Here is a 26,712-nt window from a genome sequence, read left to right on the forward strand (position 1 = left end):
GAGCAATGACAACAGGATACATAACTCATCCAGATTTTCTAAAACATGAGATGGGAAGTCACCACCCAGAGTGCCCCGAGCGTATTCAGGCGATCAATGATCAATTGATTCGTAGCGGTTTAGATCGCTTTCTTCATCATTTGGATGCTCCCCTAGCAACTGAAGACCAACTGGAATTAGTGCATAGCCCAGACCATGTGGCATTTGTGAGAGATCGCGCGCCAGAAAGTGGCTATTTCATGCTGGATGGTGACACCATCATGAACCCTCATACCTATAGAGCATCCTTACGTGCAGCAGGCGCTGCAATCGCAGGGGTTGATGCCGTGATGAAGGGTGAAGTTGAAAATGTTTTCTGTGCTGTAAGGCCGCCTGGACATCATGCTGAGCCAACCCGTTCGATGGGCTTTTGTTTGTTTGATAACGTTGCCATTGCAGCTCGTTATGCACAAGAAGCCTACGGTATAGAGCGTGTCGCCATCATTGATTTTGATGTACATCACGGCAATGGTACTGAAGCGGCATTTATCAACGACCCTCATGTGATGATGTGCAGTTTTTTCCAGCACCCTTTTTACCCATACAGCGGTCTAGATCCCTCAGACAATATGGTGAATGTGCCATTGCCTGCAACTACTCGCGGCGACGTAGTGCGCTCCATTGTGGAGGAGCGCTGGTTGCCTGCCCTGCGTAATTTTGAGCCCGAGCTCATCATTATTTCCGCTGGGTTTGATGCACATCGCGAAGATGACTTGGGTCAAATGGGCTTAGTTGAGGATGATTATGTTTGGATTACAAAACGCCTCAAAGAAATTGCAAAAGACTATGCACAAAATCGCATCGTGAGTTGCCTAGAGGGAGGGTATAACCTCTCTGCTTTGGGTCGAAGTGTGGTGGCTCATGTCAAGGCGTTAGCTGATCTTTAAGCGATACCAACCGAATTAAAAAAACTGTTATTGAAAGTGTGTGATGGCAAATATTTATGAACAGGGGTTAGATCGCAATTCAGCGAACTTTACTCCTATTACTCCGCTACTTTTTTTGGAACGTTCTGCCCAGATTTATCCAAATAAGACAGCCATCATTCATGGGAAATTGCGTCAAACTTGGCGGCAAACCAATGAACGTTGCCATCGACTTGCGAGCGCTTTGCAAAAGCATGGCATTGGCCTGGGAGATACGGTTGCGGTGATGCTACCCAATACACCGCCTATGGTGGAGGCTCACTTTGGTATTCCGATGGCTGGTGCTGTATTAAATGCCTTGAATACTCGCTTAGATGCAGAATCGATTGCCTTTATGTTGAACCATGGTGAAGCTAAGATAGTCATCGTTGATCCAGAATTCTCAGCGGTGATGAAAAAGGCACTCGAAATTGCCAAGAAAGAAAGTGGCCGCGATATTTTGGTGATAGATGTTGAGGAAAAAGAATTTGATGTGGCAGGTGAGAAATTAGGAAAACTGACCTACGAGCAATTGCTAGCCGAAGGAGACCCCCAATTTGCTTGGCAGCTACCTGCAGATGAATGGCAGGCGATTTGCCTTAACTACACTTCTGGTACTACAGGTAATCCCAAGGGCGTGGTCTATCACCATCGTGGCGCTGCAATCAATGCTATTTCTAATGTACTTGATTGGGATATGAATAAGCATCCGGTGTATTTATGGACTTTGCCTATGTTCCATTGCAACGGTTGGTGCTTCCCATGGACTGTTGCTGCCCGTGCTGGCATTAATGTTTGTTTGCGCCGTGTGGATGCCCAACATATTTTTGCAGCCATTAAAGAGCATGGTGTTACTCATTACTGTGCTGCGCCGATTGTGCACAACCTTTTGGTAAATGCCCCAGATGAAATGAAGATAGGCGTACCTGCTGGCGTGAAGGGGCTCATCGCAGGCGCTGCACCGCCAGCCTCCATTATCGAAGGTATGGAAAAGCTCGGTTTTGATTTAACCCATGTATATGGCTTGACTGAGACTTATGGTCCCGCCGCAATTTGTGTGAAGCAAGATGAATGGGACAATTTAGATATTGGTGAGCGTGCTCGTTTGAATGCGCGTCAAGGTGTTCGTTATCACTTGCAACAAGCGATTAATGTGCTTGATCCAGAAACAATGAAGCCCGTTCCTGCCGATGGTGAAACCATGGGCGAGATTATGTTCAAAGGCAATATTGCAATGAAGGGTTATCTCAAGAATGAGAAGGCCACCAAAGAAGCTTTTGAAGGAGGCTGGTTTCATTCGGGTGACTTGGCGGTAATGAACCCCGATGGTTACGTCAAGATTAAAGATCGCAGTAAAGACATCATCATCTCTGGCGGAGAAAATATTTCTTCTATTGAAGTTGAGGATGTTTTATATCGCCACCCTGCAGTACTGGCTGCAGCGGTAGTTGCCAAGCCTGATCCAAAATGGGGCGAAACCCCTTGCGCCTTCTTAGAAATCAAGCCAGGAGTTGAGGTGACCCCTGCGGACATCATTGCCCATTGTAAACAGCATTTGGCGGGATTTAAGGTGCCTAAGGCGATTGTGTTTGGTGAGTTGCCGAAGACCTCAACTGGAAAAATCCAGAAGTTTGAACTGCGCAAGCAAGCTGGCTCTGCCACCGCTATTGATGTTTAGCCTCCTAGAGGCTAGGGCGGATAAAATATGAGGCTAAACCAATGTTTGCAAATTTTTATCAATATTGAGAATTCCAAATGAAGATCTTAGTTGCAGTAAAGCGAGTCGTTGATTACAACGTCAAAATTCGAGTGAAGTCCGATGGTTCGGGCGTCGATCTTGCAAACGTCAAAATGAGCATGAATCCTTTTGATGAAATTGCAGTTGAAGAGGCGATGCGCCTTAAAGAAGCTGGTGTTGCTAAAGAAATAGTGGTAGTGAGTGCAGGTGTGACTCAGTGCCAGGAAACGCTCCGCACTGCTTTGGCCATCGGCGCTGATCGTGCGATCTTGGTTGAGTCTGATGCTGATCTGCAACCACTAGCAGTAGCGAAACTTCTTAAAGCCCTTTCTGAAAAAGAACAGGCCCAAATCATTATTCTCGGTAAGCAAGCAATTGATGATGACAGCAATCAAACCGGTCAGATGTTGGCCAGTCTTTTAGATATTCCACAAGCCACTTTTGCTTCTAAGGTAGTAATAGCAGATGGTAAGGCTACTGTGACTCGTGAAGTAGATGGTGGTTTGGAAACAATTGCGCTGACTTTGCCAGCGGTCATCACGACTGACTTGCGTCTGAATGAGCCACGCTATGTGACTCTGCCAAATATCATGAAGGCCAAGAAGAAGGTAATTGATATCGTGAAGCCTGAGGATTTGGGTGTAGATATCACGCCGCATCTTAAAACGCTCAAGGTTGAAGAACCCCCTAAGCGCAGTGCTGGCGTGATGGTTGCAGATGTAGCAGCCCTTGTTGATAAATTAAAAAATGAAGCGAAGGTGATCTAAATGGCGGCTCTTGTTATTGCTGAACACGATAATCAATCTTTAAAGGCTGCAACCTTAAATGCCGTAGCAGCAGCTTTGCAGTGCTCTCCTGAGGTGGATGTGTTGGTTGCTGGCAACCAATCTGATGTGGCTGCACAAGCAGCTGCGCAAATCGCAGGTGTGCGTAAGGTGATTCAGGTTGATGCAGCTACTCTAGGTGATCAGTTGGCTGAGCCTTTGGCAGCCCAAATTCTTTCGATTGCAAATCATTACAGTCATCTTTTGGCGCCTGCAACAGCGAATGGTAAGAACGTGATGCCACGTGTGGCTGCGAAGTTAGACCTTGCTCAGTTATCCGACATTACTAAGGTAGTCAGTGCGGATACTTTTGAGCGCCCAATCTATGCCGGTAATGCCATTGCTACTGTGCAATCTGCTGATCCAATAAAGGTAATCACAGTGCGTACTACCGGCTTTGATCCGGTGGCTGCAACTGGTGGTACAGCTAGTATTGAAAAACAAGCGGCTGTTGATAGCAAATCTTCTTCATCATTTGTTGGTCGTGAATTAACAAAGTCTGATCGTCCTGAATTGACAGCTGCCAAGATTATTGTTTCTGGTGGTCGCGGTTTAGGCTCTGGAGAGAAGTATCAAGAGCTGATTGCTCCATTGGCTGATAAGCTAGGCGCTGCTTTAGGTGCTTCACGTGCTGCGGTAGATGCAGGTTATGTCCCAAATGATTACCAAGTTGGTCAAACTGGCAAGATTGTGGCTCCACAGCTCTATATTGCTGTTGGCATCTCTGGTGCAATTCAGCATTTAGCGGGTATGAAGGACTCTAAGGTGATTGTTGCAATCAACAAAGATCCAGAAGCGCCAATCTTTAGTGTTGCAGATTATGGTTTGGTTGCAGATCTTAATATTGCAGTACCTGAGTTAACTAAAGCACTCAGTTAAAGGTAATTGAGTTATTCGATGTGAATAAAGAGGAGTAGTAATGCCATACGTAGCCCCAGTTAAAGACATGTTGTTTGTGATGAATGAGTTAGCTGGGCTATCGGAAGTTGTTGCTTATCCTTCTTATGCCGAGGCTGGGGTTGATGTTGATTTAGCGCCAGCAATTCTGGAAGAGTCTGCAAAATTTAATCAAGACGTGGTTGCTCCGCTCAATTGGCCCGGCGATCAAAATCCAAGTTCTTGGAAAGAGGGTATTGTTACAACAACTCCTGGTTTTAAGGAAGCATTTGAGCAATTTGCTGCTGCAGGATGGCAGGGTGTAGTGCATCCTGCTGAGTTTGGTGGTCAAGGACTGCCAAAATTAATTGCTACCGCCTGTTTTGAAATGGTTCATTCAGCAAGTTTGTCCTTTGCTTTGTGCCCGATGCTGACTGATGGTGCAATTGAGGCTTTATTAACAGCTGCTAGCGCAGAGATTCAAGAGCAATACGTACCGAATATGATTTCAGGCGAGTGGACCGGCTCCATGTGCTTGACCGAGCCACAAGCAGGCTCTGATTTATCTATGGTTCGTTCCAAAGCTGTGCCTGAAGGTGATGGCGCCTACAAAATATTTGGTACCAAAATCTATATCACCTATGGTGAGCACGATATGGCGAAGAATATTGTCCACTTGGTCTTGGCAAGAACTCCAGATGCGCCAGAAGGTGTAAAGGGAATCTCTTTGTTTGTAGTTCCGAAGTTCTTGGTTAATGCGGATGGCTCTTTAGGTGAGCGTAACGATGTTCATTGTGTCTCGATTGAGCACAAATTGGGAATCAAGGCGAGCCCAACAGCAGTCTTGCAGTTTGGTGATCATGGTGGCGCCATTGGCTATCTGGTTGGTGAAGAAAATCGCGGCCTGGAATATATGTTTGTGATGATGAATGCAGCTCGCTTTGCAGTAGGCATGCAAGGGATTGCAGTTGCTGAGCGCGCTTATCAAAAGGCAGTGCAGTATGCAAAGGATCGTGTGCAAAGTCGTGATCTCACTGGATCTCCGGGTCCAGTGGCAATTATTCATCAGCCAGATGTCAAGCGCATGTTGATGACTATGCGTGCCTACACAGAAGCTTCCCGCGCATTAGCGTATTACGCTGCTGCTGCTTATGATGCACAGCATGCAGCCCCTGATGAAGCACAGCGTAAAGCGAACCAGGCTATTTATGAGTTCTTAGTGCCGATTGTGAAAGGCTTCTCTACGGAGATGTCGATTGAGGTTGCTAGCTTAGGAATTCAAGTGCATGGTGGTATGGGGTTCATTGAAGAGACGGGCGCAGCACAACATTATCGCGATGCTCGTATCTTGACGATTTATGAAGGAACCACTGCTATTCAGGCGAATGACTTGATTGGTAGAAAAACCGTACGTGATGGTGGTGCTACTGCAAAAGTATTTGTACAAAAGATTGCAGAGACCGAAAAAGCATTAGCGGCTAGTGGTTCAGCAGATGCCAAGGCAGTACTTAAACAGCTAGCTGCTGGGCGTGCTGCATTTGAAGAGGCTGTGGCATACATCGTGGCAAACGCTAAGAGTGATACCAAAGCAGTGTATGCCGGTAGCTTTGCGTATTTGCGCTTATGTGGCTTGGTGTTGGGTGCTTGGCAAATGGCACGGAGTCTCTTAGCTGCGGAGCGTTTGCATGATGACGATCCTGCTTTTTATAGTGCCAAGATTGCTACAGCACGTTTCTTTGCCGAGAATTTATTGCCACAAGCTGGCGCTTTAGCAACTTCCATTATTGAAAGCGGCCACTCTACCAATGCCTTAGAGGTAGAGCAGTTCTAAGTCTATCTACAATTATTGAGATAGCTTTTTTGCTTCGTGGATTTGAGAAATAAAGAATTGCTCGAAAGAAACGGCTAAAAAAGTCATCATGACGCCAGCACCAAAGACGAGTGAGAAGATCACCGTAAGGATGACTGGCCAGCCAGAGCGGGTACGACCCTGTTCTCCAATCCCGGGATTAAATTGCGCATCCCATTTTTCATCAGGGCGAAGGCCAAAGGTAATAGTGGTTAACCAACTGGCTTCGATAGCAATGAAGCCAAAGGTTAATAGGACCCAGCCGGGTGCAGAGTGAAAGTGCTCGCTCTTCAGAATAGTCCAGCCAGCGATTCCACCAATGAGCGCAAATAACTGCACCCATGCCCAAAAGGATTTAAGTCCTTGTAGGTAAAAGCAGTTGAGACCACTGCCAGGCAAAAAGAATCCGAGAGCGCAAAAAAGGAGTTTAGAGTTTTTCATGAATCTTTAATCTTGGTAATTGTTTATTTACTAGTGTTTGGACGTTGTGTGAAGCTCAGCACTTGTCTATCAGCACCAATCATGAGCAATTGATCGCCATTGCGCACAATGCTGCGATAGTCATTGAGCTCATACAGAAAGTCATTTTCTAATTCATTGCGTTGTGGTGTGCATACCATTTTGGTGCTGGTAATTTTTGAGAAGGTAAAGCCGCGAGAGTCTTCATCTAGTTGTGCTGTGAATTTATTGCAGCCAGTTGAGCCGCTCACACGCTGACCATTCGCATCAAAATGAATTTGAATCGGGTTGCTAGCTTCGCCCTGAGGAATTTGGCGGGTACGTACCTCACCATTACTGTTGGGGGGTAAATTCCAGCGAGTGAGCTCCCATTTAGTGTTGCGCAGTTCGCTGCTTGGCGGACTGGTTTTAGCGCTGCACGGTGGGATGACATTGGCGCAACCACTCAAAAGGGCAATGCCAAGAGATGAAAACACCACAAATAAGCTATTGGAGAAGCTCCTAGAGAGGCCTTTAAAAGAGGTCTGGGCTACTATTTTTTTGGAGATATTCATCTAAGTTATTGTTTTATATATATTTTTTATGCGTTATAGCATTGTATTCTATCGTCTTAGACACTTAAATAGGTGGAAGAAGTAAGGGTTTTCGTCTAGAATATGAGGTTTTCCGCTCTACCGTACGTTTAGTTGGTGAGTAGGAGCCTAGGATTTTTTGTAGAAATTTCATTGGGTTGTAATCAACCTGTTTTCATTTTAGATTTTTTAAGGAATAAGTATGGTCGTCATTCGACTGGCACGCGGCGGTTCTAAGAAGCGCCCTTTTTACAGCATCGTTGCTACTGATAAGCGCAACCGTCGTGACTCGAACTTTATCGAGCGCATTGGTTATTTCAATCCTAAAGCAGCTGAATCTGAGCAAGCTATGCGCATCGCTCAAGATCGTTTGACTTACTGGACTGGTGTTGGTGCGCAAGTATCTCCAACCGTTGTTCGTTTGATCAAAAACAATCCTGCTGTTTAAGTAATTTGCTAAAGACTTCATCTTTGCGGTGGAGTTTTTAGTGGCAGGATTTTCAGTAGTTCTATTTCGGGAAAATAAGGTGTCTTTCAAATGAGTACACCATCCCTAAATGATTTGATTGAACTTGGCGCCGTTTCTGAGGCACAAGGATTGCAGGGTCAAGTGAAGGTGAGACCTCACTCATCAGAACCTGTAGCACTTCTATCTTCTAAAGCTGTTTGGCTATCTCTTGTCCAGCGCAGGGGTGCAGGCGTTTCTGCGTCTGTTGAGCAAGCTTCTTTAACTCAATACAAAGTGAAGAGCGCCAAGATGCATAGCGGTAATGTTGTCATGGCGCTAGAGGGCGTTAGCGATCGCGATCAAGCGCTGGCCTTAAAAGGCGCCAGAATATTAGTGGCACGTGATGCTTTTCCGAAAGCAGATAGTGATTCTTATTATTGGGTTGATCTGATTGGTTGTCAGGCAAATAATGAGCAAGGCGAAGCCCTTGGTACAGTGATTGATGTTACCGAGCACGGCGCACATGGTGTGATTGTCATTGGAGATATCGTCACCAATGCAATTAAGCAATTGGTACCCTTTGTAAAAGAAGTGGTAAAAAACGTAGACTTAGAAAATAAAACCATCACGCTCGATTGGCAGAGTGACTGGTAAAAACCGACAAATTGAGATATGCGCTTTGATGTTGTAACTCTGTTCCCAGAAATGTTCTCCGCTCTCACGCAGTGGGGCGTGACTGGTCGCGCATGTGAACAATCCCTAGCTAACGTTCATCTATGGAATCCAAGAGATTTTTGTTCTGATCCTCGCAAGACGGTAGATGATCGTGCCTATGGTGGTGGTCCAGGAATGGTCATGATGGCCAAGCCCTTAGAAGATACCGTTGCCGGTATTAAATCAGCCCACCAGGCAGCCAATATCAAATCAGGCCCAGTTTGCCTATTGGCACCTCAGGGGGAGCGATTTACTCAAAAAATTGCTACGGATATGCTCAATTACGGCAATTTAAGCTTTATTTGTGGTCGCTATGAGGCGGTAGACCAACGTTTTGTGGATCGAAACGTGGATTTACAGCTTTCGATTGGGGATTTTGTGCTTTCCGGGGGTGAAATCCCTGCTATGGCGATGATGGATGCGGTTATTAGGTTGATTCCAGGGGCTCTTGGGGATGGCGAATCAGCCACTCAGGATAGCTTTATGAACGGTCTTTTGGACTATCCGCACTACACCCGCCCTGAAATATATGAAAATTTATCGGTGCCGGACGTGCTTTTAGGCGGACATCACGCTAAAATAGCGGATTGGCGTCGGCAGAAGTCTTTAGAGCTGACGTTCAGGCTCCGGCCAGATTTAATTGAATCGGCCAGAACCAATGGGTTGCTAACCCGAGAAGATGAACAATTTCTTCGCTCTCTATAAATCGAGTTGTGATTAAAAGTTTAGTTTTTGGTTTAGTGAAATTGTTTTAACTGCATCCTCTGTTAGGTCCGTTGATTTAAATCTCGGGATTAAACGCTAATAAGATGTTTAAGGATTAAAAATGAATTTGATCGAAAAAATTGAGCAAGAAGAAATTGCTCGCTTAAGCGTTAATAAAGTATTGCCAAGCTTTGCGCCTGGTGACACTGTCATTGTTAGCGTTAACGTTGTTGAAGGTACACGTAAGCGTACCCAGGCCTTTGAAGGCGTTGTGATTGCTAAGCGTAATCGCGGACTCAATTCCAGCTTTATCGTGCGTAAGATTTCTTCTGGTGAAGGCGTTGAGCGTACTTTCCAAACATACTCACCATTGATCGCTAGCGTTGAAGTGAAGCGTCGCGGTGATGTACGTCGTGCGAAGTTGTACTACTTGCGCGATCGTTCTGGTAAGTCAGCCCGTATTAAAGAAAAGCTTCAAGCTCGCACTAAGGTAGTAGCTGCTCCAGCTGCTGAATAATTGCTGCTTTGATGCAAATAGAAAGGCGGCCTAGGTCGCCTTTTTTGCTGCCTTAGAATATAAATATGCCCAAGACCCCCAAGCCTGAAGTAGACGTAATCAACGTTGCTACGCCTCCAGGATTTGACGCGCAAGCTATTCCGATTCATGAGGTTCGTAGTGGCGACAAAAAGGTATCCTCGATATTTTTAGAGCCAGAGGCTTTAAGGCTGCGTCTGCAATCTCCACCAGAGTGGCAGCCCGAGATTACTGATGAAAATCGCCATGTGATTGCGGCAGACATTATTGCCAAGCGGCAGGCAGCAGGTAAGGTCACTAAGGCAGCAGTATTGATACCCTTGGTGTTAAAGGAAGATGGTTTATCAGTGCTTCTAACCCAACGCACCAACCATCTGCGTGATCATGCTGGGCAAATTAGTTTTCCTGGGGGGCGTATGGATCCTGAAGATCTCAGTCCTAATGACACTGCTTTACGAGAAAGCGAAGAGGAGATTGGTTTGGATCCCAAGCGGGTCGAGATTATTGGGCATTTGCCTCAATATTTAACTGTTTCTGGCTATAGCGTCACCCCAGTAGTAGGATTGGTACAAGCTCAGGCAGAATATGTCTTAGATGAATTTGAAGTGGCAGATGTTTTTGAAGTGCCCTTAAGTTTTTTGTTGGACCCAGCAAACCATCAGGTCAGATTGTGGCAAAGTGAGCAGGGTGGGCGTCGTTTTTATTCAATACCGTATGAGAACCGCTTTATTTGGGGTGCTACTGCGGGAATGTTGCGCAACCTTTATCATTTATTAAAAGTATGACTTTCTTTTCTATTCTCTTCGCCCTTATTGCTGAGCAATATCGCCCAGTAACCTCAAGCCATTGGATTGTGCGTATGAGCACCCGTTGGTTAAATTGGGTCGCCGGAGAGTTTGGCGGTAAGACTGAAGATGGTTCAAGCCCTATTGGCGCTCGTATGGCCTGCTTGGTCGCCTTTATTTTGCCGACCTTTTTGGTCTTCTTGGTGTATGTCGTTTGTATGGTGACTTACCCAATTTTAGGTTTCTTGTGGAACGTAGTTATTGCCTATTTATTTTTTGGCTTCCGTCAGTTCAGTCATTCTTTTACCCTAGTACATGAAGCCATAGAGGCACATGATTTGCCGGCAGCCCGTGCTGCTTTAGCTGAGTGGTATGGTCCAGATTTGGATGCTACCAATCTGACAGAGACTCAAGTGATTTCCTTGGCACTGGAGCGCGCCATCATTGGTTCACATCGCCATGTCTTCGGTGTCTTGTTTTGGTTCATGATGCCAATGGGACCTGCAGGTGTTGTGCTCTATCGTTTAGCTGATATTGCTGCACAACGCTGGTCCGAGCGTGGTGACTTTAACTTGAGCGAAGCAGCGCGCCATTTCTTTTATGTTCTCGATTGGATTCCATCTCGTATTACTGCAATGGGCTTTGCAATCGTTGGCAACTTCGAAGGTGCTGTTTATGCCTGGCGTTACCTCACCCAAAAATGGGCCGATTCTTTATCAGCCGTTATCTTGGCTGCCGGTGGTGGCGCTCTAGGCGTGCGCTTGGGTGAGCCTTTGAGTGAGCCCGATAGCGATGAGGCCTTGCGTATGGCAGAGGCTGGAGAGCCGCTAATCTATGAGGTAGGTCTTGAGCCAACTGAGCGTACGATGCGCTCTGCCGTTGGTTTGGTCTGGCGCTTAGTTATCGCTTGGATGGCTTTGTTGCTAATGCTGACCATCGCTCTTTGGCTTGGCTAATTCCCTGAATTTGGGTATCGGCAGTTTTTGAGTCAGAACGTAGTTGCCTAAATAGCGCTAGTCTTTCTGGCGCTATTTCATTTCTGTCTACCGCATCACGTACAGCGCAATCAGGTTCTGATTGATGTGCGCAATTATGAAAGCGGCACTTACCTAACAAGTCTTTAAATTCTCTAAAGGCATGTTGCAATTCGCTTACCGACATATGCGCTAAGCCAAATTCCTGAAAGCCTGGCGAATCAATCAGCGCTCCAAGCTTGCCAGATTCATCTCTGCCCCAGGCTTCAGGCAATTCAAAATAACGACAAGCAGTGGTGGTGTGCTTGCCGGTATCTAGACGGACTGAATATTCTTGGGTGAGGGCTGCAGCATTGGGGACCCAAGCATTAAGCAGGCTAGATTTACCCATGCCGGATTGACCTACGAAGACCGATACCTTACCCCGCAGTGCACCTTGGAGCGCATCAATCGACGCGGCATCAAACTTGGCAGAGACCTCGCTCACCTGATAGCCCATGCGGGCATAGGGCGCAATGATTTTGCGAGCATACTCTAAGTTATCTTTGAGATCGCATTTGTTTAAGAGAATATGTAAGCCAATTTGATTAGCTTCCGCAGCCACTACTGCTCTACCTAAAAGATCGGGTGAGAAGGCGGGCTGTGTCGCTAGTACTACCAAGATTTGATCTACATTAGAGGCGATGATCTTGCTCTTAAATGCGTCTGAGCGATATAGAATATTTTCACGTGGTTCAATTTGAATAATGCGTGCTTGATCTGCTGATGTCATCTCTAGGAGCAGGCGATCACCCACTGCGCCAACGTGCTGTTTAGCAGGAGTGCTAACTTGTATTAATGGCCCTTGAGGGGATTCACTTCCTTGTGCATCTTTCACCAAACGCTGTGCTAGATAGTGTCTTCCATAGGAGGCACTCAGTAGCGCGTGAAATTGATCCATGCTTACGAATTAAATCGCTGTAAGTTAGCGATTCGTAGTGGAGCAGGCGGATGTGAACTATAAAAGGCGGTGTAAATTGGGTCAGGAGTTAGGGTTGAAGCATTGTCTTGATATAGCTTCACTAAAGCAGAGATTAAATCCTTTGCAGAAGATTTCTCGGCAGCAAACCCATCTGCTTCGTATTCATGTTTGCGTGAGGCAAGGCTACCTAGAGGTGTAAAGAAGAAGCTAAATACCGGAGAGATCAGCATAAAGAGTGCTAGTGCGAGGCCGCCGTTATAGCCATTGAGATTGGGCATAACACCTAGATCGGTATAGAACCACACCTTAGTGCTAATCCAGCCCAGCAAGGCAAACATTCCAAAGCTCAAAGCAAAAGAAACTAATAGACGCTTGCGAATATGGTTGCACTTGAAATGACCCAACTCGTGTGCAAGTACAGCCTCTACTTCACCGGGATTGAGCTTTTCAATGAGGGTGTCAAAGAACACAATGCGTTTGGCTTTGCCCATACCGGCAAAGAAGGCGTTGCCATGAGCACTGCGCTTACTGCCATCCATTACGAACAATCCTTGGCTTGCAAAGTCACAGCGATTAAGGAGGGCTTCAATTTGAGTTTTTAAAGGACCTGCTTCCAAAGCTTGAAACTTATTAAAGAGGGGTGCAATAAATGTTGGGAAGATCCACTGCATTAGTAAACTAAATACAGTCAATACTCCCCAGGCCCAAAGCCACCATAGATCACCAGCTTGATCCATTAAGCTCAGAATGACCCAAAGTAGTGGTACGCCAATTGCGCCACCAACACCGATTCCTTTGATCATGTCGCTAAAGAATAATTTCGTATTCATACGATTAAAACCAAAGCGTTCCTCTAGATGAAACTGTTTGTACCAAGAGAAGGGTAGGTCAAGAATTCCGGAGATGATCACAATAGAGACTAGTAAAGCAATCTGCTGGGCAATGCCCTCGCCGAAGAATTGCAGGAGAGCCATGTTGAGAATCTGTAGGCCACCTAATAAAGTGAAGCCAATTAAAATGATGGCGCTGACACCGTTTTCTAAAATACCAAGGCGTAATTTGGCGATAGTGTAATCAGCCGCTTTTTGATGTTCGGCTAGACTCACTTTTTCGGAAAATTCTGCAGGAACCCGATCGCGGTGCTGGGCTACATAGCGAATTTGACGTTGAGAAAGCCAGTGGCGTAGGCCAAAACTGGCGATAAAGGCGATTAGAAAAACAATTGTGAATGTCATGAGATCATTATAGATATGAGCGAACAAACGAACACGGCCGAGAATAAGGCACCCCCTGCCAGCGAACACCTCATTTGGGTGGATATGGAAATGTCGGGTTTAAACCCCGAAACTGAGAGAATTTTAGAGATTGCGATTATCGTGACCGATGCGCATCTCAATACGATAGCCACTGCCCCTGTTTGGGTGGTGCATCAGGATGACACCGTTTTAGATGCTATGGATGCCTGGAATAAGGGAACCCATGGGCGTTCCGGCCTGATCGATAAAGTCAAGGCATCCACATTGGATGAGGCAACGGTTGAGGCGGAGTGTATTGCCTTTTTAAAGAAACACATTAAGGCAGGCATTGCGCCAATGTGCGGTAATACCATTGGTCAAGACCGCCGCTTTATGGCCAAGTACATGCCCAAATTAGAAGCTTACTTTCATTATCGAAGTATTGATGTCTCAACCCTGAAAGAATTATGTAAGCGCTGGCATCCTGAGTTGGTAAAGGGGTTCACTAAAAACCAGGCTCATACTGCTTTGGCCGACATTGAAGAATCGATTGAAGAGCTCAAGTACTACCGCGAGAAATTTATCGTTCCATTGCCGCAGTAAGTAGTAATACAGGCAGGACTCAGGAAAGTGATTTCTTCAGGGCGCTCTTAGGCCTAAAGACTTTAATGACCTCTTCACGGGTCTCAATATAAGGCCCGCCAATAAGGTCAATACAGTAAGGTACTGCGGCAAAGATGCCGGGAACAATCGATTTCCCGTTCTCATCTTTAAGCCCCTCAAGTGTTTCCGCAATCGCTTTTGGTTGACCTGGCAAATTAATCACCAGGGCCGCATGTCCCTCAATTTCTCTCAGAACAGCAACTTGCCTAGACAAAATCGCTGTTGGGACAAACTTCAGGCTAATCTGGCGCATTTGTTCGCCAAAGCCGGGCATTTCACGGGTTCCAGCTTCTAGAGTTGCTTCTGGGGTGACGTCTCTGCGAGAGGGGCCTGTACCACCCGTAGTCAGCACTAAATCGCATCCCAGTTCATCTACCAATTCCACGATGGTCTCGGTAATGATTTCAGATTCGTCAGCAATTAAGCGCTCATGAAAAGCACAGGGGTTGGTGAGGGTATTCATTAGCCAGGTCTGGAGAGCAGGGATGCCTTCATCTTGGTAGACACCCTTGCTGGCTCGATCAGAGATTGAGATTAGGCCAATTCTGACTTCATTTGGGGAGCTGCGTTTTTGGTCTTCGGTATGCTTCATGTTTCTATTCTAGCTATTATTAGGGCATGTTTACATATACATCCAGCCAGTTTCAAGAAATCGTCGATTTCTTGCTAAAAGAAGCCAAAAGAAGAGGGGCTTCGGACGCTGTTGCCGAAGTTTCGGAAGGGCAAGGCTTATCCGTAACGGTTCGTAAGGGCGAGGTCGAAACGATTGAGCAGAGTCTAGATAAGCAGGTTGGCGTTACCGTATTTTTAGGTCATCACCGCGGTAACGCGAGTACAGGTGATTTTTCTAAAGCTTCTTTAAAGGCAACGGTAGATGCTGCGTATCACATTGCGCAACATACGGCCGAAGATAATTGTGCAGGACCAGCAGAGCGTGAGCTCTTGGAAAAAAATCCTCGTGATTTAGATTTATTTCATCCGTGGAATATTGATGCGGCACATGCGATTGAAATCGCTCGCACTGCAGAGGGCGCGGCATTCTCAGTGAGCAAGCAAATTCAGAATAGTGATGGCGCCTCTGTATCTGCGCATCATGCGCATTTCATGATGGGAACTTCACATGGCTTTATGGGCGGCTATCCATTTTCTCGCCACTATATTTCTTGTGCGCCCATTGCAAGTGAAGGTGGCAAGCAATCTAATATGCAGCGCGATGATTGGTATTCCAGCTCACGAATTCCAGAGGAGTTGGCTGAGCCCGCTGCCATTGGTAAGTACGCGGCGCAAAGAGCACTTTCTCGCTTAAAAGCGAGATTACTAACAACCCGTCGTTGCCCCGTGATCTTTGAAGCGCCTTTGGCCGCTGGGTTATTGGGTAGCTTAGTGCAGGCGGTATCAGGTGGTGCACTATATAGACGCTCTAGTTTTCTACTCGATAGTCTGGGTAAGCAGGTGCTACCAAAACACATCAGTCTCTATGAAAATCCCCACCTAAAGTCAATGACGGGTAGCGCTCCATTTGATGAGGAAGGTGTCAAGACTACCGCAAGAACAGTAGTGGATAAAGGAACATTAGAAGGCTACTTTCTATCAACTTACTCAGCGCGTAAATTAGGAATGAAGACCACTGGTAACGCTGGCGGCTCACATCACTTAATACTACAAAGTAAGAAAACGCCCAAAGGTGGATTGCCTGCGCTATTAAAAGAAATGGGTACTGGCTTATTGGTGACTGAGTTAATGGGGCAGGGCGTGAATTACGTTACTGGCGACTATTCCCGTGGAGCTTTTGGTTACTGGGTTGAGAATGGTGTAATTCAATATCCAGTAGAAGAGGTAACGATTGCCGGAAATCTTCGCGATATGCTCTTGGATATTGCCATGATTGGGAGTGATACCCTGATACGGGGTACGAAAGAAACCGGTTCCATTTTGATTGGCTCGATGACGGTTGGTGGAAAATAAATTCTGAAGGGTTATGAGAATGCAAAGACGTTCATTTTTAAAGAAAGCGACTATTGGCGCAGGTGCTGTAGCCCTTGCTGCACCAGCCATTGGGCAAAGCCTGCCAACTCTCAATTGGCGTTTAGTCTCTAGCTTTCCGAAGTCTTTAGATACTCTCTATGGCACTCCAGAGGTATTTGCTAATGCGCTTAGAAAAGCCACTGACGGTAAGTTCAATGTCAAAGTATTTGCAGCGGGCGAAGTGGTTCCTGCTTTGCAAGTTTTAGATGCCGTTCAGAATGGCACAGTTGAATGTGGACATACAGCTAGTTACTACTACTTAGGTAAGAACAGTGCATTTATATTTGATACTGCGGCACCTTTTGGCATGACGGCACGCCAGCAGTCAGCATGGATGCTGCATGGCAATGGCATGAAGCTGATGCGTGAGCTTTATGCCAGCTACAACATCGTGAATTTCTTGGGTGGACAAACAGGAACCCAGATGGGTGGTTGGTTTCGTAAAGAAATCAAATCACCAGAAGATCTCAAGGGTTTGAAATTCCGCATTGCTGGTTTTGCAGGTCAAGTGTTAGCGAAATTAGGGGTAGTGCCACAGCAATTACCTGCTGGTGAAATTTATTCGGCTCTTGAAAAAGGTACGATCGATGCCGCTGAATTTGTTGGGCCATACGATGATGAAAAACTTGGCTTAGCCAAGGTAGCCAAGAACTATTACTACCCAGCATTCTGGGAGGGGGGTGCAAACCTTTCTTTCTTGGTGAACAAGAAGCAGTGGGATGCCTTGCCGCCCTCTTACCAAGCTGCTTGGGAGTCTGCTTGCTTTGAGGCCCACACTGATATGTGCGCTAGATACGATGCGTTGAACCCGCCAGCATTACAACGCCTGCTTCAGAATGGCGCGGTGTTACGCAAGTTCAATGCCTCCATTATGGATGCCTGCTTTAAAGCCACTCAAGAGACCTATGCAGAAGAATCTGCTAAGAATCCTCAGTTTAAGAAGATTTTCGAAGACTATCGCGTCTTCAGGAATATGGAGGCCCAGTGGTTTGGGGTGGCAGAGCAAGCCTTTGCGCAATATAGCTTTAATAAGAAACTTTAAATAATTGACTAATGCCATCAAAGGGCTGCAAAGCCCTTTTTCTTTTTCTACCCAACTCCACATGACTTGTTAGTATTGTCTGATGCTCGATACTCTTATTAGTCCAGTCATTGAATCCTTCAATACGCACTCGCTCACATTTTTTATTTGCGCAATTGTGAGCGTGGTTGTAGTGGGAATATCTAAGAGTGGCTTTGGTGCTGGCCTAGGGGTCCTTTCCTTGCCAATCATGGCTAGTCAATCCAGTATTAATGAGGCGCTGGCCATTTTGCTGCCACTACTCATTGCGATTGATTTAGTGGGTATTCAGCGCTTTCTGAAGCATGCTAATTGGCGAATTCTTAAACTTATTATTCCCCCTGCGTTTATTGGAATGCTACTCGGAATGATTTTTTTCACCATCATTACGCCTAAAGCTTTGACGCTTTTCGTGGGCATTTTCATCATGCTATTTTTAATTCAAATGCTGGTGATATCCCACTTTGATTTACAGGAGGCTAAGCCCTATCCTTGGTTGGGTCGCTTGATGGGGCTTACTTCTGGATTTACCTCTTTTGTAGCACACAATGGTGGCCCACCCATTACCATCTTTATGTTGCGCGAGAAGTTATTACCCATGGTGTACACCTCTACACTGGGGGTATTTTTCACCTTCATTAACTTTGGTAAGTTAGGTCCGTATGCTTATTTGGATTTACTCAATTTTAAGCAGTTAGCAACATCGGTGATTCTTCTGCCTTGTGTGCCAGTCGGCGTGTATCTTGGATTTTATCTGGCTAAGAAAATTTCCATGAAATGGTATTACCGTATCGTGCAGTTCTTCCTACTCATAGCCAGCATCAAGCTGATTGCTGATGGTTTGATCTAGACTTATTTAGAGCCAAGAACCTGCTGCAAGAAGCGTGAGATATCTGCCAGCTCTTCACGGTTAACCGAATGCTCCATTGGATATTCATTCCAATCCACCGAATACCCCATCTTTTCAAGCAGCGCATGAGAGGCTTGAGCGCGGTCAAGCGCAACAACCGGATCATATTCACCATGAGCCATAAAGATTGGCGTGTTTTGGTTTGCTGAATGCTTTTCAATAGGGAGGGTAACTGCCAGCGGTAGATAACCTGAGAGCGCGATAATGCCAGCTAGCTTATGTGGAAAGCGCAAGCCAGTTTGCAAGACCATTGCGCAACCTTGTGAGAAACCAGCTAAGACAATATTTTCATAAGTAATACCTCGACTGGCTTCATGCTCAATTAATTGAACAATCGATGCAGCCGATTTCTGAATACCAGCAGCATCTTCTTGATCCATCAGGTTCCGCCCAACAATGTCATACCAAGCTGGCATGACATAACCACCATTCACGGTGACGGGCATACTTGGCGCACTTGGGAATATAAATCGAATACCAGGACAGCCGGTTAAATTGAGCTCTGGAATGATCGGCACAAAGTCGTTGCCGTCAGCGCCAAGGCCATGCAGCCAAATAACAGCTGCTGTCGGGTTTGGAATGGTTTCTAGCTCGATGCAAGGTAGTAATGCCATAAGGTATCCGGTAGGTATGAGGTTCTTAATCTTGAAGATCAATAGAGTACCTCAAAAAGCTTTGGGGTAGCCAACCCCAACAATAAAGCTGAATCAAATGATGAGTCGATTATTAAATCAGCTGTTCTCCCATTGGAGTTTGATGGGGGAACCTAGATTTAGATCGTTGAACTAGTTTAGCTTTCCACGACCACGAATTCACCAAGCATTAATTTTTCTCTGAATTGAGAAAAAGAAAATAGCACCTTTATTTTGCTGGTATTAATAACTTCGATCTTGCCCTCGGGGGTTAAATTAGCAAGATACTCGCCTTCCAGAAAGAGGGCCTCTGGAATAGTTTTTATCTCCTGCATTTGCTCCAGTACAAGGCTTTTTGTAATTTTGATACGCATGCCGTATCTTAGGCTATAGAAATTAGCAGCATTTCTTGGTTTGCACAGTCTAGACAAGCCGATGCACCATTTTTGGGTTTTAAAAATGAATGCCAATAAAGCCTTTTGGCAAAGCTTTATTCTGGTATCGGTGTAAATATGATCTGCCGTTTGCGCCAAAGTAGTGCAAGTCACTAAATTGTCACTATTTGAACAAGTGATCCCTGCTTGGATATATCTATCTGTTAGATGTCAATAATCTAGAACGTATTGAATCTGGCGATTTTATAGATGACAACCGAGAATTGAGTCGTAAAACTTTTATCTAGCCAAAAGCATAGAATATCCTTATATAAACTGTAAAAACCTATGAATTCACTCTTCGAGTCTAACCTCAGTGTAATTGCTTACGTCCCTTATTTCTTTGCCGGGTCTATTTTTATATTTGCGACTATCGGTTGGTATTTTGGCCGTTACCGTTTAAAGCTACATGGAGGTAGCGGGGTTGCAGTTCGCGACTCGCTAGCCGCAGCGATTTTTGGCCTATCCGCTTTAGTGCTTGGTTTTACTTTCTCGTCGGCTGCCAATCGATACTCTATGAGAGTAGATTCAATCCGTGCCCAAGCTCAAATCTTGGGGGATGTATATAGTTCACTCAAGTATCTTGCCCCCAGCGATCAAATCGAACTTAAAAAATCCTTAAATGACTTGCTAAACTTACGCTTAACCGTCTATAGAGATGCTAACAGTCGACTAGATATTGATCGGGGCGCAGGAAAAATGTCAGCAGCCATCAGAAAGGTTTATGAGCAGGCTACTCAGGCCATTTCTAATGCTCCAGCTAGTAGCCGAGCGCTTGCCAATGAAATACTCCTACCTCAAGTTAGAAGTCTATCTACAGTATTTGCAGAAGGACTGATTAATACTAAGTCTCACCCACCAAGTTTATTGATGAGATTTTTGTATGCACTTTTATGTGTTGGCGCCTTCTTAATTGGGTACACGATGGCAGTAAAGAATGAGAGTGACTGGCTCTTAGCTAGCCTTTACATTATTTTGGTGGGTTTCTCGCTCTACGTCATTCTCTCTTTAGAGGTTCCGAATATCTTGATGCCCTATGAGGAAATTAATCGAGAGTTCTTGATGCTCAAGGAGTCGGTTGATTCAGTGCGTTAGCTATAGCCCTTCCTAGGGCCAAGATTCTTTTAGCATCCTGAATATGTAGTTCCTCAATGAGCTTGCCATTGAGTACTGCAATTCCTGCACCCAACTTAATTGCTACCTCATAAGCAGCAATTTTTTCTTGTGCTTCAGTAATTTCAAGATCTGAGGGGCCAAAGATTTCATTGGCTAAAGCAATTTGATTTGGATGAATTAGGGTCTTGCCATCAAACCCCATATCTCTTCCCTGAATACAGGACTGCCTTAGGCCGGCTTCATCATCTAAGGAGAGGTGAACCCCATCTAATACACAAAGACCATAAGCTCTAGCAGCGAGTACTGAAAGGGATAGTGCGGCTTGGTTCTCGATCCGATTGGGCGTATGGCGGGCATGCAAATCTTTTACGAGATCTGAGGTTCCTAAGACTAAGGCCTCTAGAAGCGGGTGTGAGCTCGCTATTTCCTGTAGCCTAAAGATGGCAAGCGGAGTTTCAATCATGGCCCAGATGGTCATGTTCGTAGGGGCATTCATTTGCTGAAGTAGAGAGGCCACTTCTTGTACTTGTGCAGCAGACTCTACCTTGGGTAATAAGATGGAATCTGCTTTGCTATTGGCAAAAGTCTTTAAGTCATCGAGTCCCCAAGGAGTATTAAGGTTATTAATTCTGACTACCGCCTCGCGATAGCCGAATCCTGACTCTAATGCTGCAAGTATATTTGCTCGTGCAGTTACTTTCGCATCTGGGGCAACTGCGTCCTCTAAGTCTAATATTAAAGAATCAGCAGGCAGGCTTTTGGCTTTTTCTAGGGCCCTTGTATTTGCGCCAGGCATGTATAGAACAGAGCGCCTTGGACGATTGGTATTGATCATATTTACAGCCTACTCGTTTTAATATGCCCAAGATAGCTTGAGCAGATTGACGAATGGGTCGGAGCTAATTGCCATCGGACCTAAGAAGGGATGAATAAACAGCACCAAGAAATAGATGACACCAACAACAGTTAATCCTAAAAAAAAGATCAACATGGTATGAGTCTTGCCTGAGTTCATCTTAAATAAGCACGAGAAAAATAAAAAGACCATGGAACTACTAATTAATCCCATCCAGGCAGGTTGGGCAAGGGCGAAGTGGGCGTTGTATATTCTACTTCTCCGCAATTCAGTTGCCTCTAAAGCCAATTTCATTAGTTGCTGATGTGCATTTGATTGTCCAACATTTTGAGGTTGGATGTGGATCACAATATCTTCAATTTTTAATAATTCTTTATAGGTATCAAGACTAAATTGGTCCTTGCTAAGCAGTGGCCATTCTTCATTGATGACCATATTGGTATAACTTTTCAGAGCCTCTTTTCCTTTGCGATCCACTTCGGGTGGAAACGCAGAAAATAATCGGTACATATTGTTTAGAGTGCTTGCCTCCTTAGCAACAGCATCACTCACATTGGTATAGTTCTGCCAAACCAATACGGTCACAAAGGCAAATACAAGGCTAAAGATAACCCCCATGGCGTTATAAATATAGCCGGCATACTCTGAATCTTCCCCAAAAAGATAACTTGGAAATAATTTCTGAAAAACCCAGAATACGGAGAAGGAGAGCCCTAGGACTACGGTAATAAGCGTAATTCTTAGGCCAACGTCAGAGAACTCGAGGACATGTCTTAATAAAGGAAAATCCATGGTGGCGCCGTATCAATAAGAGTAAAAATAGGAGGCTCCAATACTGCGGAGTGAAGGCTATAGCCTAAACTATTTCAATGGAAAAAGAAAAGGTTTCAATTGTCTCTGAAGAGGTTATCAGAAAGGGTTAAGATTACTCATTCCTTCTAAATGAAGAGCCCAATAAATAACTGATCACTGAGTCCATAAGATATGAGTAAATTCGCTTTCCAATTTGAAAAAGCCTACATTAATGGCCAATGGGTAGATTCTGATAATAAATCTACTATTGACGTTACCAATCCTGCAACAGGCGAGCTCATTGGCACCGTTCCTAATATGGGGGCTACCGAAACTCGCAGAGCAATTGAGGCTGCAAATAAGGCTTTACCTGCATGGCGCTCTAAAACTGCTAAAGAGCGTGCGCGAATCTTGCGTAACTGGTTTGATCTCATCATGAAGAACCAAGATGCCCTTGCTCAGTTGATGACTGCAGAGCAAGGAAAGCCTTTGGCTGAGAGTAAGGGTGAGATCGCATACGGCGCTTCCTTTATTGAATGGTTTGGTGAAGAAGCAAAGCGTCTTTATGGCGAAACTATTCCTGGCCATGCAAGCGATAAAAGATTGATTGTGATTAAGCAGGCTATTGGTGTTTGTGCTGCGATTACACCGTGGAACTTTCCGTCTGCCATGATTACCCGTAAAGTCGGACCTGCCTTGGCGGCCGGTTGTACGATTGTTTTGAAGCCTGCTAGCCAAACACCATTTAGCGCACTAGCGCTATGCCAATTGGCTGAAGAGGCGGGCATTCCTCCGGGGGTATTTTCTTGTGTAACAGGTTCCGCAACTGCTATTGGCGGCGAGCTTTCATCAAATCCGATTGTCAAAAAACTTAGCTTTACTGGATCAACTGAAATTGGCAAGCTCTTACTAGCGCAATGTGCAACGACCGTAAAGAAAGTTTCGATGGAGTTGGGTGGTAATGCGCCCTTCATTGTTTTTGATGATGCCGATATTGATTTAGCAGTGGCGGGCACCATTATTTCTAAATATAGAAATGCAGGACAAACTTGTGTTTGCGCGAATCGCATCATGGTGCAAGACTCAATCTACGATGTCTTTGTTGAAAAATTCGCTAAAGCAGTGAGCGCCCTTAAGGTTGGTAATGGCGTTGATACGGGGACTGTGATTGGGCCATTGATTGACGAACGTGCACTTGTGAAAGTGGAAGAGCAGGTCAACGATGCTGTTACAAAAGGCGGAAAAGTGGTTCTTGGCGGCAAACGTCATGCCTTAGGAGGTTCTTTCTATGAGCCTACCGTGGTCTCAGGCGCTACTAGAGATATGTTGGCCTTCAGAGAGGAAACCTTTGGGCCATTGGCTCCAATTTTTAAGTTCTCTAGCGAGGCTGAAGCTATAGAAATGGCGAATGACACTCCATTTGGTTTGGCGGCATATTTCTATAGTCAGAATATCGGTCGAATTTGGCGTGTAGCTGAAGCACTGGAATACGGCATGGTTGGCATTAATGAGGGTCTCATCAGTAATGAGGTAGCACCGTTTGGCGGCGCCAAAGAAAGCGGTCTTGGTCGCGAGGGGTCCCGGCATGGTATCGAAGACTACTTAGAGATGAAGTATCTTTGTATGGGTGGCATTAAAGCAGTGGCATAGAAAATAAGTAATCAAGAAAAATAAATAGAAGAATGAAGAGATGAAGTCGTCGACAGTTGAAGATGCTATTACCTCACGCAAGTCTGTCAGAGCTTTCACTAAAGAGAGTGTTTCAAAAGAGGTCATCACTAAGCTTCTAAATATTTCTGCTAGAGCGCCATCGGGCACTAATACTCAGCCTTGGAAGGCTTATGTATTAGAGGGCAATGCTCTTGTAGATTTATGTGCAAAGGTATGTGCAGCATATGACAGTATCGCTGCTAACCCTGAACTAGAAAAAGAATATCAAGCTGGCTACGACTATTACCCCACTAAATGGTTTAGTCCCTATATCGACAGACGTCGTCAAAATGGCTGGAGCTTATACGGTCTTCTTGGAATTACCAAGGGCGATAAAGATAAGATGCATGCACAGCACCGTAAGAACTTTGAGGCCTTTGGTGCACCCGTTTGTATCTTCTTTACCATTGATAAAGAGTTGGGCAGAGGCTCCATGCTTGACTATGGCATGTTCTTGCAGAGCTTTATGGTGGCGGCTAGGGGTGAGGACTTAGATACTTGCCCGCAAGCCGCTTGGAATTATTACTCCAAAATCATCTTACCGTTCATCGGTGCAAAAGAGAATGAGATGTTGGTATGCGGTATGGCACTTGGCTATGCTGATAAGACCGATATTGTGAATACCTTCCATACGCCTCGAGTTGCTGCCGAAGAATTTACTACTTGGCTTAGGTAATTAATTCTTGATACGAGCGCTCTTGCGAGTTCTTTCGTAAAAGTTATCCGGTTTTGACTTTACCCAAGTAATAAACTTATCCATCTCTGGGTGGCTCTTCAAAATTTCGGCAGTATTAAACTGCTGAGCTAATTCAGATTCAGTAAATAGAGCATGTATTTGTTTATGGCAGATACGATGCAGATATTCTGTGGTCTTACCCCCTTTAGATTTTGGTACCAGGTGATGGGCGTCTTTTTGGGATTCCGGAATAAGTCTCTCGCAAATTGGACATACGAGTTTCTCCGCCTTATTGATAGGCCGGGGCTCAAGAGAGATTAGCTTTTTACGAACTTTGCCAAGCATAGGGTCTAATGTTGGTACTTTTAAAGGTGAAGGGTTCCAGCCAGTTTAGTAAATAAGTCTTAAACTTGCAGGGTGACAAAATTTTCCAAAAATAATCTGACAGATGCTGATCTATCTCGCTTAATCGAAATGGCCTGGGAGGATCGCACGCCATTTGATGCCATTGAGAGCCAGTTTGGCCTATCTGAATCTGCAGTCATTGAGTTAATGCGCAGTCAATTAAAGCGCAGTTCCTTTAATTTATGGCGCAAGCGTGTCACCGGCAGGACAACTAAGCATGTAGCCTTGAGGAGTAAATTGGTTAATCGTGCACATTGCCCAACTCAATATAAACACAAATGAGTAAACCAAAGAGGCTGATATTGATTCTGGGAGATCAATTAGATCTCCAGAGTGCAGCGCTCCAGAATTTTAATTTCGAGACCGATGAAGTCATCATGATTGAGTCGGTCGATGAGGCTCAATATGTTTGGTCTCATAAAGCCAAAATAACTCTATTTTTATCTGCTATGCGGCATTTTGCTAAAGCTCTCAAGGACCTTAAGTATCCCCTCGTCTATATCAAAGAATCAAGCCTATCGATTGCCGATACCTTAAAGGAGTACATACAACAGCAAGGTACTCAACAACTGGTTTGTGTAGAGCCTGGAGAATATCGACTCAAAGTTGCTATTGAGAAGCTAACCCAAGAGCTGAGCATTGATTTGGATATGCGTGAAGACAATCATTTTTACTGCACTCATCAAGAATTTACTCAGTGGGTAGCCAATAAAAAAGAGCTCAGGCTAGAATATTTTTATCGGCTCATGCGTAAGACCCATCACATTTTGGTGGACGCTGATGGCAACCCTGAGGGCGGCCAATGGAATTTCGACCAGGATAATCGCAAGCCATACCCAAAGAAAGGTCCTGGCCTGATTGATAAGCCGCTTTCTTTTGCGCACGATGCGATTACCAAAGAGGTGCTTGATTTTGTTGGCAAGACCTACAAAGATCACCCGGGATCCTTGGATGCATTTGACTGGCCTGTAACTAGAAAACAAGCTCTAGAGGCGCTAGATTATTTTGTTGAGTATCGCCTCAGAAACTTTGGCGTTTACCAAGATGCGATGTGGACCGATACCCCCTTTGGTTGGCACTCCATCCTTTCTAGCTCCATGAATCTAAAATTACTCAACCCCAGGGAAGTGGTGGACGCAGTACTGATCGCTTGGAAAAAGTATTCTTTAGACCTCTCTACGGTAGAGGGCTTCATACGTCAAATACTGGGCTGGAGAGAGTTTGTGCGTGGCATGTATTACTTGGATATGCCACAGATGGCGCAGGATAACCATTACAAGCATACAAACAAGCTACCAAGCTGGTATTGGAACGGTAAGACTGAGATGGCTTGCATGAAAGATGCCATTGGACAAACACTGCAATACGGTTACGCACACCATATACAACGCTTAATGGTTACTGGAAACTTTGCATTATTGGCAGAAGTGCTTCCATCAGAGGTGTGTGATTGGTATCTAGCAATTTATGTGGATGCCATTGAATGGGTTGAGCTTCCGAATACTGCAGGGATGGCGCTATTTGCTAATGGGGGAAGATTTACCAGTAAGCCGTATATTGCGAGCGGCGCTTACATTAAGCGTATGAGTAATTACTGCAATGATTGTAAATACAAGCCTGATGTGCGTTTTGGGGAAAATGCTTGTCCAGTTACTACCCTGTATTGGAATTTCTTAATCAAACATCGGAATCAATTTGAAGCAAGTCCACGGACTAGGCTAATGACTGCTAACTTAAAAAGAATTAGCGATGAAGATCAACAATCAATCACTATTCATGCCAAAAAGATTCTCAGTAATTTGGATGTAATCTAG

General features: G+C 45.2%; 29 protein-coding genes. 20 read left to right on the plus strand and 9 right to left on the minus strand.

The features are described 5' to 3' along the window. The first annotated feature begins 5 nt into the window (after nt 1-5). The 5 genes from ICN17_RS05575 to ICN17_RS05595 all read left to right on the plus strand — a co-directional run bounded on the left by ICN17_RS05575 (nt 6) and on the right by ICN17_RS05595 (nt 6,213). Nucleotides 6-926: a histone deacetylase family protein gene (locus tag ICN17_RS05575; RefSeq protein WP_216236487.1), complete on the plus strand. Its 921-nt coding sequence runs from the start codon at nt 6-8 to the stop codon at nt 924-926. 43 nt (nt 927-969) lie between these two features. Next, the gene (locus tag ICN17_RS05580; protein WP_216236488.1) at nt 970-2,622 is read left to right on the plus strand and encodes an acyl-CoA synthetase; all 1,653 of its coding nucleotides are present in this window, start codon (nt 970-972) and stop codon (nt 2,620-2,622) included. Nucleotides 2,623-2,699: 77 nt separating this feature from the next. Next, nucleotides 2,700-3,449: an electron transfer flavoprotein subunit beta/FixA family protein gene (locus ICN17_RS05585; protein WP_216236489.1), complete on the plus strand. Its 750-nt coding sequence runs from the start codon at nt 2,700-2,702 to the stop codon at nt 3,447-3,449. After that, nucleotides 3,450-4,385 (plus strand): electron transfer flavoprotein subunit alpha/FixB family protein, encoded by a 936-nt coding sequence (locus ICN17_RS05590; RefSeq protein WP_216236490.1) that lies wholly within the window; start codon nt 3,450-3,452, stop codon nt 4,383-4,385. A 40-nt stretch (nt 4,386-4,425) separates the two neighbouring features. After that, nucleotides 4,426-6,213 carry an acyl-CoA dehydrogenase gene (locus ICN17_RS05595; protein WP_216236491.1) on the plus strand — a complete coding sequence of 596 codons (1,788 nt, stop codon included), beginning with the start codon at nt 4,426-4,428 and terminating at the stop codon, nt 6,211-6,213. Nucleotides 6,214-6,225: 12 nt separating this feature from the next. Here ICN17_RS05595 and ICN17_RS05600 read toward each other — a convergent pair whose 3' ends face one another. Both ICN17_RS05600 and ICN17_RS05605 read right to left on the minus strand, forming a co-directional pair. Continuing rightward, complete coding sequence (locus tag ICN17_RS05600; protein ID WP_216236492.1) at nt 6,226-6,672, minus strand: hypothetical protein; 447 nt, start codon at nt 6,670-6,672, stop codon at nt 6,226-6,228. A 23-nt stretch (nt 6,673-6,695) separates the two neighbouring features. Next, a complete protein-coding gene (locus ICN17_RS05605) occupies nt 6,696-7,244 on the minus strand; it encodes an META domain-containing protein (protein ID WP_216236493.1) in 549 nt (182 codons plus the stop codon). A gap of 220 nt (nt 7,245-7,464) precedes the next feature. Here ICN17_RS05605 and rpsP point away from each other — a divergent pair, with 220 nt between their 5' ends. The 6 genes from rpsP to ICN17_RS05635 all read left to right on the plus strand — a co-directional run bounded on the left by rpsP (nt 7,465) and on the right by ICN17_RS05635 (nt 11,405). Further along, nucleotides 7,465-7,710, plus strand: a complete 246-nt coding sequence (gene rpsP / locus ICN17_RS05610; RefSeq protein WP_087909239.1) for a 30S ribosomal protein S16 — start codon at nt 7,465-7,467, stop codon at nt 7,708-7,710. Between the two features lie 90 nt (nt 7,711-7,800). Then, a complete protein-coding gene (gene rimM, locus ICN17_RS05615) occupies nt 7,801-8,364 on the plus strand; it encodes a ribosome maturation factor RimM (RefSeq protein WP_216236494.1) in 564 nt (187 codons plus the stop codon). Nucleotides 8,365-8,382: 18 nt separating this feature from the next. Beyond that, nucleotides 8,383-9,129, plus strand: a complete 747-nt coding sequence (trmD, locus tag ICN17_RS05620; protein WP_216236495.1) for a tRNA (guanosine(37)-N1)-methyltransferase TrmD — start codon at nt 8,383-8,385, stop codon at nt 9,127-9,129. A 121-nt stretch (nt 9,130-9,250) separates the two neighbouring features. Beyond that, complete coding sequence (rplS, locus tag ICN17_RS05625) at nt 9,251-9,646, plus strand: 50S ribosomal protein L19 (protein WP_216236496.1); 396 nt, start codon at nt 9,251-9,253, stop codon at nt 9,644-9,646. A gap of 65 nt (nt 9,647-9,711) precedes the next feature. Next, nucleotides 9,712-10,449: a CoA pyrophosphatase gene (locus ICN17_RS05630; RefSeq protein ID WP_216236497.1), complete on the plus strand. Its 738-nt coding sequence runs from the start codon at nt 9,712-9,714 to the stop codon at nt 10,447-10,449. Continuing rightward, entirely contained in the window at nt 10,446-11,405 is a 960-nt protein-coding gene (locus ICN17_RS05635; RefSeq protein ID WP_216236498.1) for a CobD/CbiB family protein, read from the plus strand. The genes ICN17_RS05630 and ICN17_RS05635 overlap by 4 nt, the downstream gene beginning before the upstream one ends. Here the strand turns inward: ICN17_RS05635 and rsgA are convergent. Beyond that, nucleotides 11,350-12,363, minus strand: coding sequence for a ribosome small subunit-dependent GTPase A (gene rsgA, locus ICN17_RS05640; RefSeq protein WP_216236499.1), 1,014 nt, complete (start codon nt 12,361-12,363; stop codon nt 11,350-11,352). The two genes, ICN17_RS05635 and rsgA, sit on opposite strands and share 56 nt — an antisense overlap. A gap of 2 nt (nt 12,364-12,365) precedes the next feature. Then, nucleotides 12,366-13,619 carry a M48 family metallopeptidase gene (locus tag ICN17_RS05645; protein WP_216236500.1) on the minus strand — a complete coding sequence of 418 codons (1,254 nt, stop codon included), beginning with the start codon at nt 13,617-13,619 and terminating at the stop codon, nt 12,366-12,368. A 15-nt stretch (nt 13,620-13,634) separates the two neighbouring features. Between ICN17_RS05645 and orn the strand changes: the two genes are divergently transcribed. Continuing rightward, nucleotides 13,635-14,222, plus strand: coding sequence for an oligoribonuclease (orn, locus tag ICN17_RS05650; protein WP_216236501.1), 588 nt, complete (start codon nt 13,635-13,637; stop codon nt 14,220-14,222). A 19-nt stretch (nt 14,223-14,241) separates the two neighbouring features. Here orn and mog read toward each other — a convergent pair whose 3' ends face one another. Next, on the minus strand, nt 14,242-14,874 hold the full coding sequence (gene mog / locus ICN17_RS05655; RefSeq protein ID WP_216236502.1) for a molybdopterin adenylyltransferase: 633 nt from the start codon (nt 14,872-14,874) through the stop codon (nt 14,242-14,244). A 26-nt stretch (nt 14,875-14,900) separates the two neighbouring features. Here mog and pmbA point away from each other — a divergent pair, with 26 nt between their 5' ends. From pmbA to ICN17_RS05670, 3 genes are all read left to right on the plus strand, one after another. Further along, nucleotides 14,901-16,247 carry a metalloprotease PmbA gene (gene pmbA / locus ICN17_RS05660; RefSeq protein ID WP_216236503.1) on the plus strand — a complete coding sequence of 449 codons (1,347 nt, stop codon included), beginning with the start codon at nt 14,901-14,903 and terminating at the stop codon, nt 16,245-16,247. Nucleotides 16,248-16,266: 19 nt separating this feature from the next. Then, a complete protein-coding gene (locus ICN17_RS05665) occupies nt 16,267-17,349 on the plus strand; it encodes a TRAP transporter substrate-binding protein (protein ID WP_216236504.1) in 1,083 nt (360 codons plus the stop codon). An 82-nt stretch (nt 17,350-17,431) separates the two neighbouring features. Next, on the plus strand, nt 17,432-18,217 hold the full coding sequence (locus tag ICN17_RS05670; protein ID WP_216236505.1) for a sulfite exporter TauE/SafE family protein: 786 nt from the start codon (nt 17,432-17,434) through the stop codon (nt 18,215-18,217). A gap of 2 nt (nt 18,218-18,219) precedes the next feature. On the opposite strand, the gene ICN17_RS05675 is transcribed toward ICN17_RS05670, so the two are convergent. Together ICN17_RS05675 and ICN17_RS05680 are read right to left on the minus strand one after the other, a co-directional pair. After that, a complete protein-coding gene (locus ICN17_RS05675) occupies nt 18,220-18,891 on the minus strand; it encodes an alpha/beta hydrolase (protein ID WP_216236506.1) in 672 nt (223 codons plus the stop codon). A gap of 176 nt (nt 18,892-19,067) precedes the next feature. After that, complete coding sequence (locus tag ICN17_RS05680; RefSeq protein WP_216236507.1) at nt 19,068-19,283, minus strand: hypothetical protein; 216 nt, start codon at nt 19,281-19,283, stop codon at nt 19,068-19,070. A gap of 348 nt (nt 19,284-19,631) precedes the next feature. Here ICN17_RS05680 and ICN17_RS05685 point away from each other — a divergent pair, with 348 nt between their 5' ends. Next, the gene (locus tag ICN17_RS05685; RefSeq protein ID WP_216236508.1) at nt 19,632-20,438 is read left to right on the plus strand and encodes a hypothetical protein; all 807 of its coding nucleotides are present in this window, start codon (nt 19,632-19,634) and stop codon (nt 20,436-20,438) included. On the opposite strand, the gene ICN17_RS05690 is transcribed toward ICN17_RS05685, so the two are convergent. Further along, nucleotides 20,410-21,294 (minus strand): CoA ester lyase, encoded by an 885-nt coding sequence (locus ICN17_RS05690; protein WP_216236509.1) that lies wholly within the window; start codon nt 21,292-21,294, stop codon nt 20,410-20,412. The genes ICN17_RS05685 and ICN17_RS05690 overlap by 29 nt on opposite strands. An 18-nt stretch (nt 21,295-21,312) precedes the next feature. Then, nucleotides 21,313-22,107, minus strand: a complete 795-nt coding sequence (locus ICN17_RS05695) for a DUF4239 domain-containing protein (protein WP_216236510.1) — start codon at nt 22,105-22,107, stop codon at nt 21,313-21,315. Nucleotides 22,108-22,299: 192 nt separating this feature from the next. Here ICN17_RS05695 and gabD point away from each other — a divergent pair, with 192 nt between their 5' ends. The 4 genes from gabD (at nt 22,300) to ICN17_RS05715 (ending at nt 26,712) form a co-directional block, all read left to right on the plus strand. After that, nucleotides 22,300-23,757: an NADP-dependent succinate-semialdehyde dehydrogenase gene (gene gabD / locus ICN17_RS05700; protein WP_216236511.1), complete on the plus strand. Its 1,458-nt coding sequence runs from the start codon at nt 22,300-22,302 to the stop codon at nt 23,755-23,757. Between the two features lie 40 nt (nt 23,758-23,797). Next, nucleotides 23,798-24,493 carry a nitroreductase gene (locus ICN17_RS05705; protein WP_216236512.1) on the plus strand — a complete coding sequence of 232 codons (696 nt, stop codon included), beginning with the start codon at nt 23,798-23,800 and terminating at the stop codon, nt 24,491-24,493. A gap of 417 nt (nt 24,494-24,910) precedes the next feature. Further along, nucleotides 24,911-25,180 (plus strand): TIGR03643 family protein, encoded by a 270-nt coding sequence (locus tag ICN17_RS05710; protein WP_216236513.1) that lies wholly within the window; start codon nt 24,911-24,913, stop codon nt 25,178-25,180. Further along, nucleotides 25,177-26,712 (plus strand): cryptochrome/photolyase family protein, encoded by a 1,536-nt coding sequence (locus ICN17_RS05715; protein WP_216236514.1) that lies wholly within the window; start codon nt 25,177-25,179, stop codon nt 26,710-26,712. Before ICN17_RS05710 ends, ICN17_RS05715 begins: the two co-directional genes overlap by 4 nt.

Source organism: Polynucleobacter sp. 73C-SIWE, from assembly GCF_018882465.1.
Taxonomy (GTDB): Bacteria; Pseudomonadota; Gammaproteobacteria; order Burkholderiales; family Burkholderiaceae; genus Polynucleobacter.